The organism is Cobetia sp. MM1IDA2H-1, assembly GCF_002916775.2.
GTDB lineage: Bacteria > Pseudomonadota > Gammaproteobacteria > Pseudomonadales > Halomonadaceae > Cobetia > Cobetia marina.
In genome coordinates, this window is record NZ_CM133225.1 from 2,454,128 (window position 1) to 2,468,526 (window position 14,399).

The window sequence follows — 14,399 nt, forward strand, 5'->3', positions numbered from 1 at the left end:
TTCCTTGCGCCCTCCTCGACAACGTTTCCACCAGACGCGAACAGGCCGCCGACACGTCAATGCCGGCGGCCTGTGGGTCTCAAACACTCATGAGCGGCGACTGTCCCGCAGAAGCCAATATCTGACGCGGCAGTCTTTCCCTCCCTTGCATCGCGAGGATCACGCCAGCCGATGCGCCACTCTCATGAGCAGAAACCTCAACGTTCACCTCGTGTCTCAAGACGCCCAGCGCTTGAGCACTTCTCATGCACCTGGCTCGAGCTGACCCATGCAAGCTCAGAGTCAGATGAGTCGGCCTTGAGCGATCAGCAATGGCTGACGCATTGGGGGCATGCAGGGTCTCGTATCAGTCCCCTCCGACAGCAGACGCCAGAATCCAGCCAGCGGCCTTCTCCGCGATCATCAAGGTCGGCGAGTTGGTATTGCCGCTGACGATGGTCGGCATGATGCCGGCATCCGCCACCCGCAATCCCTGGATACCGCGCACACGCAGACGACTGTCGACCACCGCCATCGGGTCATCCGCACGCCCCATGCGCGTGGTGCCCACCGGATGGAAGATGGTGGTGCCGATATCCCCCGCTAGCCTGGCGAGTTCGTCATCAGTCTGGTACTCGACACCCGGCTTGATCTCTTCGGGCTTGTAGCGCGCAAAGGCGGGTTGTTCGGCAATGCGCCGCGTGACGCGCAGTGAATCGGCAGCGACCTTGCGGTCTTCCTCGGTGCTTAAATAGTTGGGCGCGATGGTCGGGGCCTGACGCGGGTCGGCGCTCTGCAGACGCACCGTGCCACGACTAGCGGGGTTGAGATTGCAGACACTCGCGGTGATCGCTGGGAAGGGATGCAACGGTTGCCCGAAGGCCTCGAGGCTCAGCGGCTGGACGTGGTACTGGATATTGGGATGGGCGTAGGCTTCGCTGCTGCGCGTGAAGGCCCCCAGCTGTGACGGCGCCATGCTCATCGGCCCGGAACGCTTGAACAGGTACTGCATGCCGATGCCCATCTTGCCCAGCAAGGTGCTGGCCATGGCGTTCAGGGTCTTGGCATTGGTGACCTTGTAGACCGAGCGGATCTGCAGATGGTCCTGTAGGTTCTCGCCGACGCCGGGCAGGTCTTTCACCACATCGACGCCATGCTCCTCCAGCAGTGCTCTGGGCCCGACGCCCGAGACCTGCAGCAGATGTGGCGAGCCGATGGCACCGGCACACAGCACGACTTCACGCTTCGCCGAGAGGTTGATGACCTTGCCGTCACGTACGACCTGCAGCCCCGTGCAGCGCAGATCGGTAGCTTCTTTCGCCGCCCCTGTTTCAGCCCCCATGCCCTGCTCGCCGCCCGCAAACAGCAGACGATTGACCTGGGTGGAATGCCACAGCGTCAGGTTGCTGCGCTTGAGCGCGGGGCGCAGGAAGGCCTTGGCCGTGTTCCAGCGCCAGCCCGCACGCTGGTTGACCTCGAAATAGGCCACCCCTTCATTGCTGCCACGGTTGAAGTCCTTGGTGCGCGGAATGCCGGCCTGCTCGGCCGCACTGGCGAAGTCATCCAGTACTTCCCAGTTGAGGCGCTGACGCTCGACGCGCCACTCCCCACCGTGACCATGGAAATCACGCTGCTCAGGATCACTGCTGGCGCCGTCATCCAGCAGCGCGTGGTCCTCGTGACGCATGAAGTCAGCCAGACACTGCTCCCAACGCCACTCGTCATCGCCGGACACCTCAGCCCAGTGATCGTAATCCCGCGCCTGGCCGCGCATGTAGATCATGCCGTTGATGCTGGAACAGCCGCCCAGCGTCTTGCCGCGCGGATAGATCAGCGAACGGCCATTGAGGCCCTTGTCCGGCTCGGTGCGGAACATCCAGTCGGTGCGCGGGTTGTTGATGCAGTACAGATAGCCTACCGGAATGTGAATCCAGTGGTAGTTGTCACGTCCGCCCGCCTCGACCAGCAACACGCGGTGGTCAGGGTTGGCGCTGAGGCGATTGGCCATCAGGCAGCCGGCGGAACCGGCGCCCACGATGATGTAATCGAATTCAGAGAGATCGTCGCCCGGTTTGGCGGGGCGAGCGTCCTGCTCGCCCTCCGGGGATCGATGCGGGTTGTTCTTGTTGTCTGACATGGCGCGTCCCTCTCCAGACAGTTGGCGTATGCTGGTAGGTAACCAGAATGCAGATGGCGACAGTGCAGATGACCGCAGTCGCGAGCGACTTACTTGGCCGTCGGCATGGCGAATTCGGCACCGGCATCGATGGAATCCGACCAGCGCTGCATGATGGACTTCTGCTTGGTATAGAAACGCACACCCTCTTCTCCGTAGGCGTGGGTATCCCCGAACAGGGAGCTCTTCCAGCCACCGAAACCGTGCCAGGCCATCGGGACCGGAATCGGCACGTTGATGCCGACCATGCCGACCTGGATGCGGCGTCCGAATTCACGCGCGACACTGCCGCTCTCGGTGAAGCAGCTCACGCCGTTGCCGAATTCGTGGTCGTTGATCAGCTGGATGGCGGTCGCGACGTCCGGCACGCGGACACAGGCCAGGACCGGGCCGAAGATCTCTTCCTTGTAGATGGTCATGTCCGGCGTGACGTGATCGAACAGCGTGCCGCCCATCCAGAAGCCTTCAGTGCTGTCGCCGCCGATGTCGTTGCCGGTGAACTCACGCCCGTCGACGATCATCTCGGCGCCTTCCGCGACGCCCTTGTCGATGTAACCGCAGATACGCTCATGCGCCTGACGGGTGACGATCGGGCCCATCTCGGCGTCCAGATTCATGCCGTCCTTGATCTTGAGCTCGCGGGCACGCTCGGCCAGACGCGGCACCAGGGTATCCGCCACATCGCCCACCATCACCGCGACACTGATGGCCATGCAGCGCTCACCGGCGGAGCCGTAGGCCGCGCCGATCAGGGCATCCACCGCCTTGTCGAGGTTGGCGTCCGGCATCACCACCATGTGATTCTTGGCGCCACCCAGTGCCTGGATGCGCTTACCGTGACGTGCGCCGCGCTCGTAGATCAGGTTGGCGATCGGGGTCGAGCCCACGAAGGACAGGGCGCGCACCTTGGGATGATCGATCAGCGCCTCGACGGAATCCTTGTCGCCCTGCACCACGTTGAAGACGCCATCCGGCAGACCCGCCTGCTTGAGCAGGTCCGCTATCATCAGCGAGGCGCTGGGGTCCAGCGGGCTCGGCTTGAGCACGAAACTGTTGCCTGCCGCGATGGCGACCGGGAACATCCACATCGGCACCATCACCGGGAAGTTGAACGGCGTGATGCCGGCGACGACGCCCAGCGGCTGGCGCATCGTCCAGTTGTCGATGCCGGTGCTGACCTGGTCGGTGAAGTCACCCTTGAGCAGCTGCGGGATACCACAGGCGAATTCGACGATATCGATGCCGCGTGCCACTTCGCCCTGGGCATCGGTGAACACCTTGCCGTGCTCGCGAGTGATCGCTTCCGCCAGCGCGTCCTTGTGCTCGTTGAGCAGCGCGAGGAACTTGAACATCACCCGGGCACGGCGAATCGGCGGCGTGTCTGCCCAAGCCGGGAAAGCGGCGTCGGCAGCAGCCACGGCGGCATCGACATCACTGTTGCGTGCCAGCGCGACTTGGCCGGTCACCTTGCCGGTGGCCGGATTGAAGACATCCTGAGTGTCGCTGGAATCGCCTCGGGTCACCTGGCCGTTGATGAAATGCTGGATAGCGTTGGCTGCTGTCGTCATGGTGCTGATCTCCGCTGGCGGTGTTTTATAGGAATAAGCCTGTGTCATGCATATGTCTGGCGCTGAAGATTCTTCGCTTGGTCAATGACGTTCGCCTGGTCAATGACGAACGAAGACATGCCATCAGCAGGTGTTCATGAAATTACGCCGCCATGCGCAGGGTGCAATTGAGTAATTCTTGGGTGAGATATAACGATTGCTGATATCTGATTTCGCTGAGAAAATTCTCAGCTTTCATCGAGAACCAGAGCAAAATTTAAGCCCTTACAATCAATCAGTTATAACGACAAATGCGAAAGGAGTGCCGACAGCGACAGGCGTCTCGATCACGATGCCTGCCCCGAGTGAACACGGCTTACCGAGACTAATGGCCAATAGGTGGCAGCGAACGCATTCAGGCCACAATGTGCGATGCAGGCCCAGCAGCACGTGTCTCGCCAGCCAGAAAATCCCAATACATGGATGCCACTGATGCAGGATCTGTCCCGACTCAACGCCTTTGTCACCGTGGTACGTACCGGTAGCGTGTCGCGAGCGGCGCAGGCGTTGCATCTCACCCAGCCCGCGATCAGTCTCAAGCTCAAGCAATTGCAGGAAGGTTTGGGGCTGAGCCTGTTTGAGCGTCACCCCCATGGCCTGTTGTTGACGGCCGATGGCCAGGCCTTGCTGCCCAGTGCCGAGAAGACCCTCGCCAGCGCGCGTGGCTTTGAGCAAGCCGCCGCGGCACTGCACAGCACACTGCGCGGCAAGCTGCGCATCGGCACCATCGTCGACCCGGAATTCATTCGCCTGGGTAGCTTGCTGCGCCATCTTTTGGAACGCGCGCCCAATCTGGAAACGGAACTCCACCACGGCATGAGTGGCTGTGTGCTCAAGGCGCTTCGCCAGAATGAGCTGGAAATCGGTTTCTACCTCGCACCGCCCGGAGAAGGACCACGCGATGACTCCCTCTGTTATCGCGAGCTGGCATTCTTCGACTATTTCATTCTCGCCCCCACCGGCTGGTCAGCGCGCCTGACAGAGACTGACTGGCCTTCCCTGGCCGCCCTGCCGTGGATCGTGACGCCTGAGAATTCCGTCCACTCACGTCTGCTGGCGCATGCCCTGCGCGACAGTCAGTGCACTCCTCACCGCGTGGCGCAGGTGGACCAGGAAGTCTGCATGCTGGACCTGGTACGCGCCGGCGTCGGACTGACACTGGCTCGCGATGTATTGGCGCTGGCCGAGCGCCAGGAACGAGGCCTCAATATCGTGCCGGACACCCGCCTGCCCTGCGCCTTGAGCGTGGTGTGGCGTCACGACAAGCAACACGAGCCCTGTGTCGAAGCCGCCCTGCAAAGTCTCGAAGAAGTCTGGCCATCTGAATAAGGGCGCTGGCCTCCCGAGATCGGTCAGCAAGCTTCACGCTGACCAGAGAGGCCAGTGTACGTTCCCATGTTCTCTATTCTTGCAGCACACTTGATAGCGCCGGAGCTCTGGTGTCAGGGCACGGGGCTACTCCGTTGGCGCGGGATGGATTATTCTAGTCGTGATACGGAAAAAAGCCGCATGTCCCGCCAGAGGCCGAGGGATGGCCCCGTCTCATGCGCTATCGAAGTATCCTCAGATGGCAGCACTATCGAATCACAAGGTAACACAATGATAGATTTCAATAATAAAGGCTTTTTTAAACTCAAACAGAACGATGAATATGCCGAACGCGTCAATGACCTGTTGATCGATGGCGAAGAAATCATTTCAGCCTATAAATCAATGCGTGACGGGGTCGTATTTACCAACAAGCGTATTATCGCTGTCAATATTCAAGGATTGACGGGCAGCAAGAAAGACTTCACCTCTCTCCCTTACAAGAAGATTGAAACCTATTCCATCGAAACTTCCGGCACCTTTGATCTTGATTCAGAGCTCACGATCTACTTCTCAGCACTCGGTACGGTGAGATTTGAATTTACCGGCAAGACACGCCTTACCGAAATCTCGCAAGTCATCACCACCTATGTGTGTTGATTCCCTGCTGCTTCAGTTGTGAATTCCTTTGATCAAACGAGGTTATCCAGATGAGTGACATGTCAGTCGAGCAATTCGAAGAAAACATGAAACGCGAACTCGACAAGTTCGTGCGCACTACCAACAGAACCGCCAGCTCCACTTCCCGTGACACCTCCCCTCGCGCTCGTCCTGAAGCCCCGCGCGCCAGAGAGACCACCACCCCCCTCAAGGGGCTGAGGGTGACGCTTGGCGTCAAGCAGAAGCGACTGGCATTGGAAGAGCCCTTCACGGTGCAGACCGACAGCATCTCGCGAATGGAAGCGCGTATTCATGCCGAGAAAGCGGCACGCAAGGCTGGCTGGAAGATCATCAGCCACGTGATCGACTGGAATGATACCGAGCGAGAGCCCGACGTTCGCTGATACTTCGGCCACTACGCCGGAAGGGTTGAGATCGGTTACACCACTAGCCCATATTGAGATTACCGAAAGGCAATCACGCCTCGGGCGGCATAGGCTCTATAGACACACTCACGGTCTAGAGGGGTATGCGCATGAAACACTTCGATTCATTGTTCTCACTGTTCGCGGCGGTCCTGTTGTCAGCCCTTCTGCCCTTTACTATGGAAAGTGACGCGAGGTCTGCCTCTCACGATCCGCAACCTTTCTTATCCCCACTGGCAGGAGGCTCGCTCAAGGAAGACGACGGTGAAGAAACGCCAGACGCGTGAGTCACCACCGTCGGGCTGGCCTGATGTGTGGCAAACTTGCGCTGATGATTGCCACATTTGGCCTTTCGCGACGCCTTCATCTGGAAGCGTGTGTCCCGGTACGCCACCTTACTCGATGCTGCCGCTGAGTCACCCCAAAGCCGGTGCGATCACTTCCGTTTGCGGCTACTCCTTGCACGCAATTGACGGAGCAGGGTTATCTGTAAATTCGTAGCGCGAGGGACGGTCTGTAGTATTCCCCTATCTCACGGCAGTCATATCGAAGCATCAATAGGTAGGTAGATAGCGGCCATTATTGAAGGTGAATCGCCAAATCAATCACTTGGCTGGGCCCAGGAGTTCGGCCTAGCCTGCCTCGACGAGGCCATCTGGCGAGACATCTTGCCGAAGATGCTCTGCTCTGTAGGCATCACGTGAGCCCGTGACGACGAACGGCATACGTTCGCTCTGACTTGCACCCCGCCTGCCTCACCCTCCCTTCGCACCCCTTCCGCGCTCACGTCAGCGGCTCTACAGGGATCATCCTCTCCTCGCAGCACACGCCGTTGGGTGGGCTGCACGCTTGCCGGGGCGATGCCATTTACCGACAGAACGAATCACTCCTCTCTGTCACGTATTTCGCTCACGGAGCCCCACGCGAGCGCGTGGAACGCCCCTCCAGCTCATCCATGACACCTTCAGGCGAATACTGTTGCGAGTCCTGTCGCGGATACCTGACAGAATCTCGTGTTCACAGGATAGGGCGATGACGCAATCTCCTGCCCGAACTGAGTAGCGACTTGTCATCTCTCGCCAGAGAACACGAACACAACCATAAACTTTAGTCTAATTAAATTATTAACCGATAACTTAACGGTTAAATCGAATATTTACCGTTTAATTATCTTATGGCGCGTGACTGAGGGGTTCTTCAGTACACCAACACATCCGTAGCATGTTGTTTACCAAAGGAAAATAGAATTCATTGTCCGCTGAGTACTACTTTCTTCCTCATTGCGATTGAAATTGACAGATTCTTGCGCATACTCTTAGTTACACGAAGGCGGAGACCTTCGACAACAATATATGGTTAAACGAAAAAATAACGCTTATTGCCCTGCACATCTCGGCGCTAGCTGTCGCGGTGAGCAGACACAACAGTGAAACCGTAACGCAAAAGGAACATCGCGATGGCAGTGCTGAATCTGAATCTTGCTGGTACTCAAACAGAAGTCATTGATACTCCAAACGATGGTGTCAACATCACCGCGCTGGGCTCCTCTGAGCTGGTGTCCGACGGTGTTGAAACCAATGTGCTCAGCATCGCAGGGGTTGAACTTGGCGCCGCGCCGACCTTCACGGCGACCAACGGTGGTCAGCTCAATATCGACCAGGGCCTGCTGAATGTCAGCGCCCTCAGCAATGTCACTTACAACATTGATGGTGCAAGCGGCATCAGCGTCGATGCTTCCAGTATCTCTGCTTTATCAGGGCTCAGCTCCTACGATGTGAACTTCACCGGAGAAGGCGCTGGTAACTTCACTTACGACGCTTCAGATGTCAGCCTTCTGGACACCACCACACTGAATGTCACAGGTCTCGGAACAGGCGACACGCTGAGCATCGCTGGTGATACTTGGCAGCTGGATGACGGCGTGTTCACAGAAGCCTATCGAGATGGCGCCCTACATATCACCAACTCAGGTAGTGGGGTTTTAGGCGAAGGGGATGTCGTCGCCAATATCCCCATGACCGAAGAGGAAGCTCAGGCCTACATTAATGATCCAAGCCTGCTAAACGGTGAGAACGGCTTCACCCTGGTTTGCTTCGCTGAAGGCACCATGATTGCCACGCCGGAAGGTGAGGTCGCTGTCGAAAATCTGTCGATCGGCGATATGATCGTGACCGCCGAAGGTAACACCGTGGCCGTGAAGTGGGTGGGTCGTCAGACGGTGCGCCCGGCAAAGGCGCAAGACAAGTTCCAGGCTATTCGCTTCCAAGAAAACGCTATTGCACCAGGGCTGCCAAACCAGGATCTGACAGTCACTGCCAGTCACGGCATGATCATCGATGGCTTGGTCATCAATGCCGGTGCACTCGTCAATGGCTCAACGATCACCATCGTTGAAGCGAGCGAGCTTCCCAAGGAAGTCACCTACTATCACATCGAGACAGAAAATCACGAAGTGATTCTCGCGAATGGAGCTGCCACAGAGACCTATATCGACTACGTCGATCGCAAGGCCTTCGAAAACTATGATGAGTACCTGTCACTGTACGGCATGGACACAACCATCACCGAAATGAAGCGTCCGCGCATTTCCGCACGTCGCCTGCTGCCACTGGCCATTCGCGAGCGTTTCGGCATTCAGGAGCCGCAACTGTCGATCCAAGCTGCCTGATATAGCACTATTTTCAGTAGCTCATAGACACCCGCCTAGCAGCAAGTCGCTGCCAGGCGGGTGTTTTTTTACGACTTAAAATGTATTGATATTGCTAACCCTGATAGGGGGGCAAGCCATTAGCGACGAAAAATAATGCTTAGATTATTGGCCGGCATCTCGATAAACTTATCAAGTCGCAAACCATTGCGATTCGCTTCCTCGATCACGGCTTCCAAATCGCGCACACCCCATAGCGGGTTGCGGCTCTTGAGCTGGATATCAAACCCTTCGTTGCTGGGAGACGTGTGCTGTCCCTCCCGCTTATAGGGGCCATAGAGATACAGCACGCCACCTACAGGGAGCCGTCGCCCGGCCCGTGCCATCAACTCGGACGTGACGCGCCACGGAGAGATGTGGATCAGGTTGATCGCCACCAGCGCATCACAGGCCACTTCAGGCCACTCGGCCAGCACATCCAGCGTGATGGGGGCCTTGAGATTGGCCAATCCTGTCTCTTCACGCCAGTCCGCGATCGACTCCAGCGCACGTGGGCTAGCGTCACTGGGCTGCCACTCAAGATGAGGCAGGCCACGCGCGAAATGCACGGCATGCTCGCCGCTGCCACTGGCCAGTTCCAGCACCTGACGACGCTCGGCGAGAACATCACGCAAGACATCGAGAATCACGTCACGATTGCGCTCGACCGCGGGGCTTGCCAGCCGTCGGGAGTTCTCCAGTACAACATCCTTTTGAGCTGCGTGGCGTGCTGGGTCCTTGGGATGTTCCGGTAATACTGACGAGGTCATGCCCTGCTCCATTGACAGACTGAAGCTTGTGATCATACCAAAGCGCCGCACCCCATGGGGCGCGGCGCTTTAAGACATGCGTGAGATCGCAATGGCACGCCTCAGCGTGTCGGGGCCATCGTACTGCGGGCCCGCCAGAAATCCAGCACTCGCAGGGGGTCACCCACCTCATGTGCCTTGTGCTGAGCGTTGTGCGCCATGGCGCGAGTGGCATTCCGATCACTCAACAAATGGTCTAGCGCCGTCAGCCACTCTGCCGGGTCATCCCCGACCAGTAGGCCGTCGACGCCATCCTCGATCAGCTCACGATAGGGGGCGCGACGACTGTAAACCCCTACTCCCCCCATGCACGTAATATCGAGAAACCGCCGCCACGACATGTCGTGGTTGGCCGAATCCGCCATCAAGGGCGCGAGACCGATGGCGATCCGCCGTCGCGAGCAATAGTCTTGGAAAGCCTCCCAACCCAACGCCTCCATGGACTTGAGGCGCGGAATGTCACTCAGCGCCAGCGGCAGATGACGCCCCATCATCAACTCCACCTCGGTATCGTCGTGACGCGTCTGGATATCGCGCAGTACCGGTGCCAACGCCACGATATCGTCGCGATGCGCCAAAGTGCCATGAAAGCCGAGGCACCAGTCCTGACTATCGAGATGGCGAAGGTCCGGCAGCGCCCCTATTAGCGGTGGCGTCAACAGACTGACCTTGGGATGCAGGCTCGCCAGAGCAGTCTGCAACTGCTCGCTGACCACCACAACCTCATCCGCCAGCGCGAACAATCGCTGCTGCAACTTAGCGGCTTCAGACTCAGAACCTGCTTCAGAGGTGGAATTGCCCTGCTCCGCTCCCAAGAACTCAGGTGAATACAGATGATCGACGAGGTAGCAGATGCGACCGTGCTGCTCATGGTGTGCTTCCAGCATTTCAATCCATTCTCGCCCCAGGCTCCGCGCGATCAGCAGGCAGGCGCCGGTAAGGCGCGCCTGGGCAAGCTTGGGGGAGAACTTCCAGCGGCGGGTTTCAAAACGCTCGACACGTGTGCCTTCCTTGCGCAACGCGGCCATGGCAGGCAGGAAGAAGTAGATATCTTCCAGCGCCTGGGCTTCATCACTGAGTACTATCCAACGAGGAGTGGTCGGGAAGGCGGTCATGTCAGTCTCCTTTACTCGAGGCATTCATGGTCCCGGCACGTTCAGCGATATCGCCAAACAAGCGCGAGCGAGAGCACACACTGACTCTGGGACGCTTACTTTGAGCTTAATGATTTCTGCGCATCACACCACTCAAATTTTTGCTGGCATGTAGCGGATGTAATCAACGTGTTAACTTCGTTGGACACTGAAACACCACTGGCAGTGGCGGATTGGACGGCCCCAGGCCCAAAAACTACAAGGCCCGCAGGGTTAGCTGCGGGCCTTGTGGGTTGAGTCATCTCGCCTAAGTCATCGCAAACGCCAGAAGTTCGTACATGTCTGTACAGCACCAATATCTCGGGCTTTCTGCAGTGCCCGCTTTGTCATTACCTCGGTTCCCTGTTGATCTCCCAGTAACCGTTCGAGTGCCGCCTGCCAGTCAGCAGGATCATCCCCCACCAGCAAGCCATCGACGCCGTGTTCGACTATCTCGGTATAAGGCGCTCTGCGGCTGTAGATGCCGACGCCGCCCATCGCCGCGATATCGAGAAACTTGATCCACGACTTGCCGCGATTGAAGGGGGTCTCGAGCAATGGGGCCAGGCCAATCTGGATACGCCGTGTTGCCTGATAATGCTGGAAGGCCTTCCACGGCAGAGCCTCTGGCGCTTCCAGCCGGGCGATGTCGGCAAGAGCATCCGGCACATGTCGCCCCATCATGATCTCGAGGCGTACCCGAGGATACATCTCCATCACCGACATGAGTGCGGGTGCCAAGTGTGCGATGTCATCACGATGCGCACGTGTACCGTGATAGCCGATGGTCCAGTCAGGCCGAGTGAAATCGGCCGGCTCAGTTGCTGACGCCAGCATTGGCGGTGTCAGCAGCGAGACATTGCCGTGCTCTCGCCTAAACTTCTCCACCAGCGCCTCACAACAGGCCACCACCTCATCCGCGAGCGCAAGCAACGCGGGCTGACGCATCGACAGACCGCTCAAACGCGCCACGTAGGCGGTAGGCAAGCCATCGGTACCGGTCACGGCACCAAGATCATCATCGATCAGATACACGATACGCCCGAAGCGCTCACGATGACGTTCTATCAGGCGCACCCAGCGCTCGCCCAGCGAACGCACGATCAACAGATTGGCACCTGCCAGGCGCTGCAATACCCATCGCGTCGGTAGGTGGTAGCGGCGCGTGTCGAAACGCTCGACGATGGCCCCATACCGGCGAAGCGCAGGCGCGGCTGACTCAAGAAAGTAGATGTCCTCGGTGGGTCGAGCACCATCGCTGAGCACGACCCACCGTACGCCTGCCAAGGATGATGTTTCAGGCGACATCAGGACGGGTCCTGCGCACGTAAGGACTCACGTACCACGACATGCCAGGAAGACTCGACACCACGCGCTGCGGCACGCTTGTCATCGCGCGCGCGCTCCGCCTTGAGCACACGATACTGCAGGCGATTAAGCCATTCGCAGCCTAGCCCCGGCAACGGCAGGAAGGGTGTCGTGCGACTCATCCCCCAAAGCGCCAGACGCGAACTACCTGCTTCGGCAGGGCCACGTCCGTGCATGCCAAAGGTGTCCGCGATCAGCAACGTGTTGGCAGGCACCTTGAACAGCGTGGGCGCATTGAGACCGAAGTGAGCTAGTGCGCCCTCCTCGACCCGGAAGGACCCTCGCTGGGTATAGCGATTGGCATGCTCACGCGCCGTCAGACTCATGTGATATTCCCAGTCCAGACGCCCCGGGTTCAACTGAGTGGACTGCGGTACGAACATGAAGGGGCCGTTGTGCTCGCTCACATCTTCCAGATAGAGCCAGAACTTCATGGTGGGCTGGAAGGTATCAACATGCAGGGACTTCTGTGGGTCGGCTTCAACACTCTCGCGGGAGCCATTGAGCACCTTCTCCAGATGCACGATGGGCAGACGACGATGGCCAGCGCAGAAACGCAGCAAGCGCTTGAGCTGAGGGTCAGCCAGCACTTGCCGAGCCACCGGCAGCTCGCTCAGGGTCTCTGGGTCTAGCAAAACGCGATGTGTACGAGTGTCCCCCTGGCAGCATTCCCGCACCTCACCAGGGCCCTGATCATGTACGGTTTCAAGCTCTACCTTGAGCCGCTCGAACACCTCTCGCGACAGGAAGTTCTGCTTGAGCAGGTAACCATCACGCAGATAGGTCTCACGCTCCGCAGTCGGCACGCCACGACTGAGCATGGCCATTCGCCAGCGCATGATACGAGACGCCGCCTTCACCCGCCAGACGTGCAGCCCGCGGCGATTCAGACGCTCACTTCCGATCAGCGGATTGGCGACGAATGACTTGGCACCGGTAAACAGCGCAAGACCCCACAAGGGAGCCTTGAGCAAGAACTGTGAGCGGGACATGACGATCCTTGAGATACAAAGGTGATGAAGGTGCGATAGACAAGCGTGAACCAGCAACAAACTCGAACTCTATCGGACGTTAGCACAATTTGTTACACACGTAGCACGCATGGCGATTCTATGACTCAAGCGAATCCAATCAGAGCGAACACTATCTGACCTTGCAGCAGCCATGGATACCCACCTAAGCGATCATTCGGGCTTAGGTGTTCAGTCCCTGGGTGGAGTGGGCTATGGTATCAACCATTATCGGAGGAGGACCCATGGCTGAAGTACTTCACAAACGCGCCAAGACTACGCACGCCATCCGAAAAGACATACATCGATCGTCAGCTTCGCGCGGAGTTGAGTCGTTATTACAACCTTAACCCCAAAACGGGGCGTAAGTGGCGGTATCGCCATTCCGTGGAAGATGAACGCATGGGCCCCAAGCAGCCAAGCTCTACCTCTTTGACAGATCTTGAAGAGACTGCAGCCATCACCTTTCGCCACACCACTTGGCTCGGCTTGGATGCCTGTCTCTTTGCGCTCCAGCGCTTTATTCCTCATCTGACGCGTTACGGCCCCCGCCTGTATACGCGTCGCGGTATCAGTCAAATACCCCGTCAGCCCCAGAAAACAACGTACAAACCATCGTTCAAATACTATTCGATCGGTTATCTGCATATCGATATCTGTGAAGATCGCACCGGAGAGGGTGAATCGTGTTTGTTCATGGCAGCTGATCGTACCTTAAAGTCTGCGCATGCCCGGCTCTATCAGATAGGCAGGCGGGAGCAGGCCGCTGAGTTACTCGGAGATACGCTTCAATAGCTGCCGTATCGGATCCACACAGTACTGACAGACAACAGTGTGCAATTCGCTAAGCGGCGCGGCGCGGAACAGAGTATTAAAAACCGCACCCATTTGACGTGATCTGCCATCGATATGGCATCGAACATCGCCTGACACGCCCTTTCCATCCGTGGACCAACGGACAGGTTGAACGGATGAATCGGACGATCAAGGAAGCCACTTGTGCACAGCTTTCATTATGCGACCTTAAGCGAGCTTAGTGCCCACATGGAGGACTATTTCTGGGCCTATAACAGTGCTCGGCCGGTGCGTGCGCTCAAGGGCAAAATACCCATTGGTTTCATCCTCGAACGTTGGCAGGATGACCCAGAACGATTCTAACAACATCCCGTCCATTACTTCCCGGGACCATACACCTAGCATCACTTACTCACTAATTATTAACATTATGGGTTCAGAAA

Annotated in this window: 11 protein-coding genes and 1 pseudogene; 6 read left to right on the forward strand and 6 right to left on the reverse strand. The window is 58.0% G+C overall.

The genetic code is table 11. The features are described from left to right. Nucleotides 1-346: 346 nt before the first annotated feature. The gene (locus BOH68_RS10435; RefSeq protein ID WP_077377634.1) at nt 347-2,116 is read right to left on the reverse strand and encodes a GMC family oxidoreductase; all 1,770 of its coding nucleotides are present in this window, start codon (nt 2,114-2,116) and stop codon (nt 347-349) included. An 89-nt stretch (nt 2,117-2,205) separates the two neighbouring features. After that, nucleotides 2,206-3,723, reverse strand: coding sequence for a CoA-acylating methylmalonate-semialdehyde dehydrogenase (locus BOH68_RS10440; RefSeq protein WP_077377637.1), 1,518 nt, complete (start codon nt 3,721-3,723; stop codon nt 2,206-2,208). A 471-nt stretch (nt 3,724-4,194) separates the two neighbouring features. On the opposite strand from BOH68_RS10440, the gene BOH68_RS10445 reads away from it, so the two are divergent. From BOH68_RS10445 to BOH68_RS10465, 5 genes are all read left to right on the forward strand, one after another. Beyond that, the gene (locus tag BOH68_RS10445; RefSeq protein ID WP_077377639.1) at nt 4,195-5,091 is read left to right on the forward strand and encodes a LysR family transcriptional regulator; all 897 of its coding nucleotides are present in this window, start codon (nt 4,195-4,197) and stop codon (nt 5,089-5,091) included. 66 nt (nt 5,092-5,157) lie between these two features. Continuing rightward, nucleotides 5,158-5,730 (forward strand): PH domain-containing protein, encoded by a 573-nt coding sequence (locus BOH68_RS10450; RefSeq protein WP_219815835.1) that lies wholly within the window; start codon nt 5,158-5,160, stop codon nt 5,728-5,730. 50 nt (nt 5,731-5,780) lie between these two features. After that, complete coding sequence (locus BOH68_RS10455; RefSeq protein WP_077377645.1) at nt 5,781-6,134, forward strand: hypothetical protein; 354 nt, start codon at nt 5,781-5,783, stop codon at nt 6,132-6,134. A 131-nt stretch (nt 6,135-6,265) separates the two neighbouring features. Continuing rightward, nucleotides 6,266-6,442 carry a hypothetical protein gene (locus BOH68_RS10460; RefSeq protein ID WP_456821147.1) on the forward strand — a complete coding sequence of 59 codons (177 nt, stop codon included), beginning with the start codon at nt 6,266-6,268 and terminating at the stop codon, nt 6,440-6,442. 1,169 nt (nt 6,443-7,611) lie between these two features. Next, on the forward strand, nt 7,612-8,823 hold the full coding sequence (locus tag BOH68_RS10465) for a Hint domain-containing protein (protein ID WP_077377648.1): 1,212 nt from the start codon (nt 7,612-7,614) through the stop codon (nt 8,821-8,823). Nucleotides 8,824-8,942: 119 nt separating this feature from the next. Here BOH68_RS10465 and BOH68_RS10470 read toward each other — a convergent pair whose 3' ends face one another. From BOH68_RS10470 to BOH68_RS10485, 4 genes are all read right to left on the reverse strand, one after another. After that, nucleotides 8,943-9,611, reverse strand: a complete 669-nt coding sequence (locus BOH68_RS10470; protein ID WP_077377650.1) for a DUF938 domain-containing protein — start codon at nt 9,609-9,611, stop codon at nt 8,943-8,945. A gap of 101 nt (nt 9,612-9,712) precedes the next feature. Further along, nucleotides 9,713-10,765, reverse strand: a complete 1,053-nt coding sequence (locus tag BOH68_RS10475; protein ID WP_170877456.1) for a glycosyltransferase — start codon at nt 10,763-10,765, stop codon at nt 9,713-9,715. 291 nt (nt 10,766-11,056) lie between these two features. Then, nucleotides 11,057-12,091: a glycosyltransferase family protein gene (locus BOH68_RS10480; protein ID WP_077377656.1), complete on the reverse strand. Its 1,035-nt coding sequence runs from the start codon at nt 12,089-12,091 to the stop codon at nt 11,057-11,059. After that, on the reverse strand, nt 12,091-13,143 hold the full coding sequence (locus BOH68_RS10485; protein ID WP_077377659.1) for a phytanoyl-CoA dioxygenase family protein: 1,053 nt from the start codon (nt 13,141-13,143) through the stop codon (nt 12,091-12,093). The genes BOH68_RS10480 and BOH68_RS10485 overlap by 1 nt, the downstream gene beginning before the upstream one ends. A 321-nt stretch (nt 13,144-13,464) precedes the next feature. Between BOH68_RS10485 and BOH68_RS10490 the strand changes: the two are divergent. Beyond that, nucleotides 13,465-14,319: pseudogene (locus BOH68_RS10490) on the forward strand (integrase core domain-containing protein). Nucleotides 14,320-14,399: the final 80 nt, after the last annotated feature.

Coding starts and splice junctions, on each gene's coding strand:
- BOH68_RS10435 (WP_077377634.1), bottom strand. CDS start 2,116: ATGTCAGACAACAAGAACAACCCGCATCGATCCCCGGAGGGCGAGCAG.
- BOH68_RS10440 (WP_077377637.1), bottom strand. CDS start 3,723: ATGACGACAGCAGCCAACGCTATCCAGCATTTCATCAACGGCCAGGTG.
- BOH68_RS10445 (WP_077377639.1), top strand. CDS start 4,195: ATGCAGGATCTGTCCCGACTCAACGCCTTTGTCACCGTGGTACGTACC.
- BOH68_RS10450 (WP_219815835.1), top strand. CDS start 5,158: ATGTTCTCTATTCTTGCAGCACACTTGATAGCGCCGGAGCTCTGGTGT.
- BOH68_RS10455 (WP_077377645.1), top strand. CDS start 5,781: ATGAGTGACATGTCAGTCGAGCAATTCGAAGAAAACATGAAACGCGAA.
- BOH68_RS10460 (WP_456821147.1), top strand. CDS start 6,266: ATGAAACACTTCGATTCATTGTTCTCACTGTTCGCGGCGGTCCTGTTG.
- BOH68_RS10465 (WP_077377648.1), top strand. CDS start 7,612: ATGGCAGTGCTGAATCTGAATCTTGCTGGTACTCAAACAGAAGTCATT.
- BOH68_RS10470 (WP_077377650.1), bottom strand. CDS start 9,611: ATGACCTCGTCAGTATTACCGGAACATCCCAAGGACCCAGCACGCCAC.
- BOH68_RS10475 (WP_170877456.1), bottom strand. CDS start 10,765: ATGACCGCCTTCCCGACCACTCCTCGTTGGATAGTACTCAGTGATGAA.
- BOH68_RS10480 (WP_077377656.1), bottom strand. CDS start 12,091: ATGTCGCCTGAAACATCATCCTTGGCAGGCGTACGGTGGGTCGTGCTC.
- BOH68_RS10485 (WP_077377659.1), bottom strand. CDS start 13,143: ATGTCCCGCTCACAGTTCTTGCTCAAGGCTCCCTTGTGGGGTCTTGCG.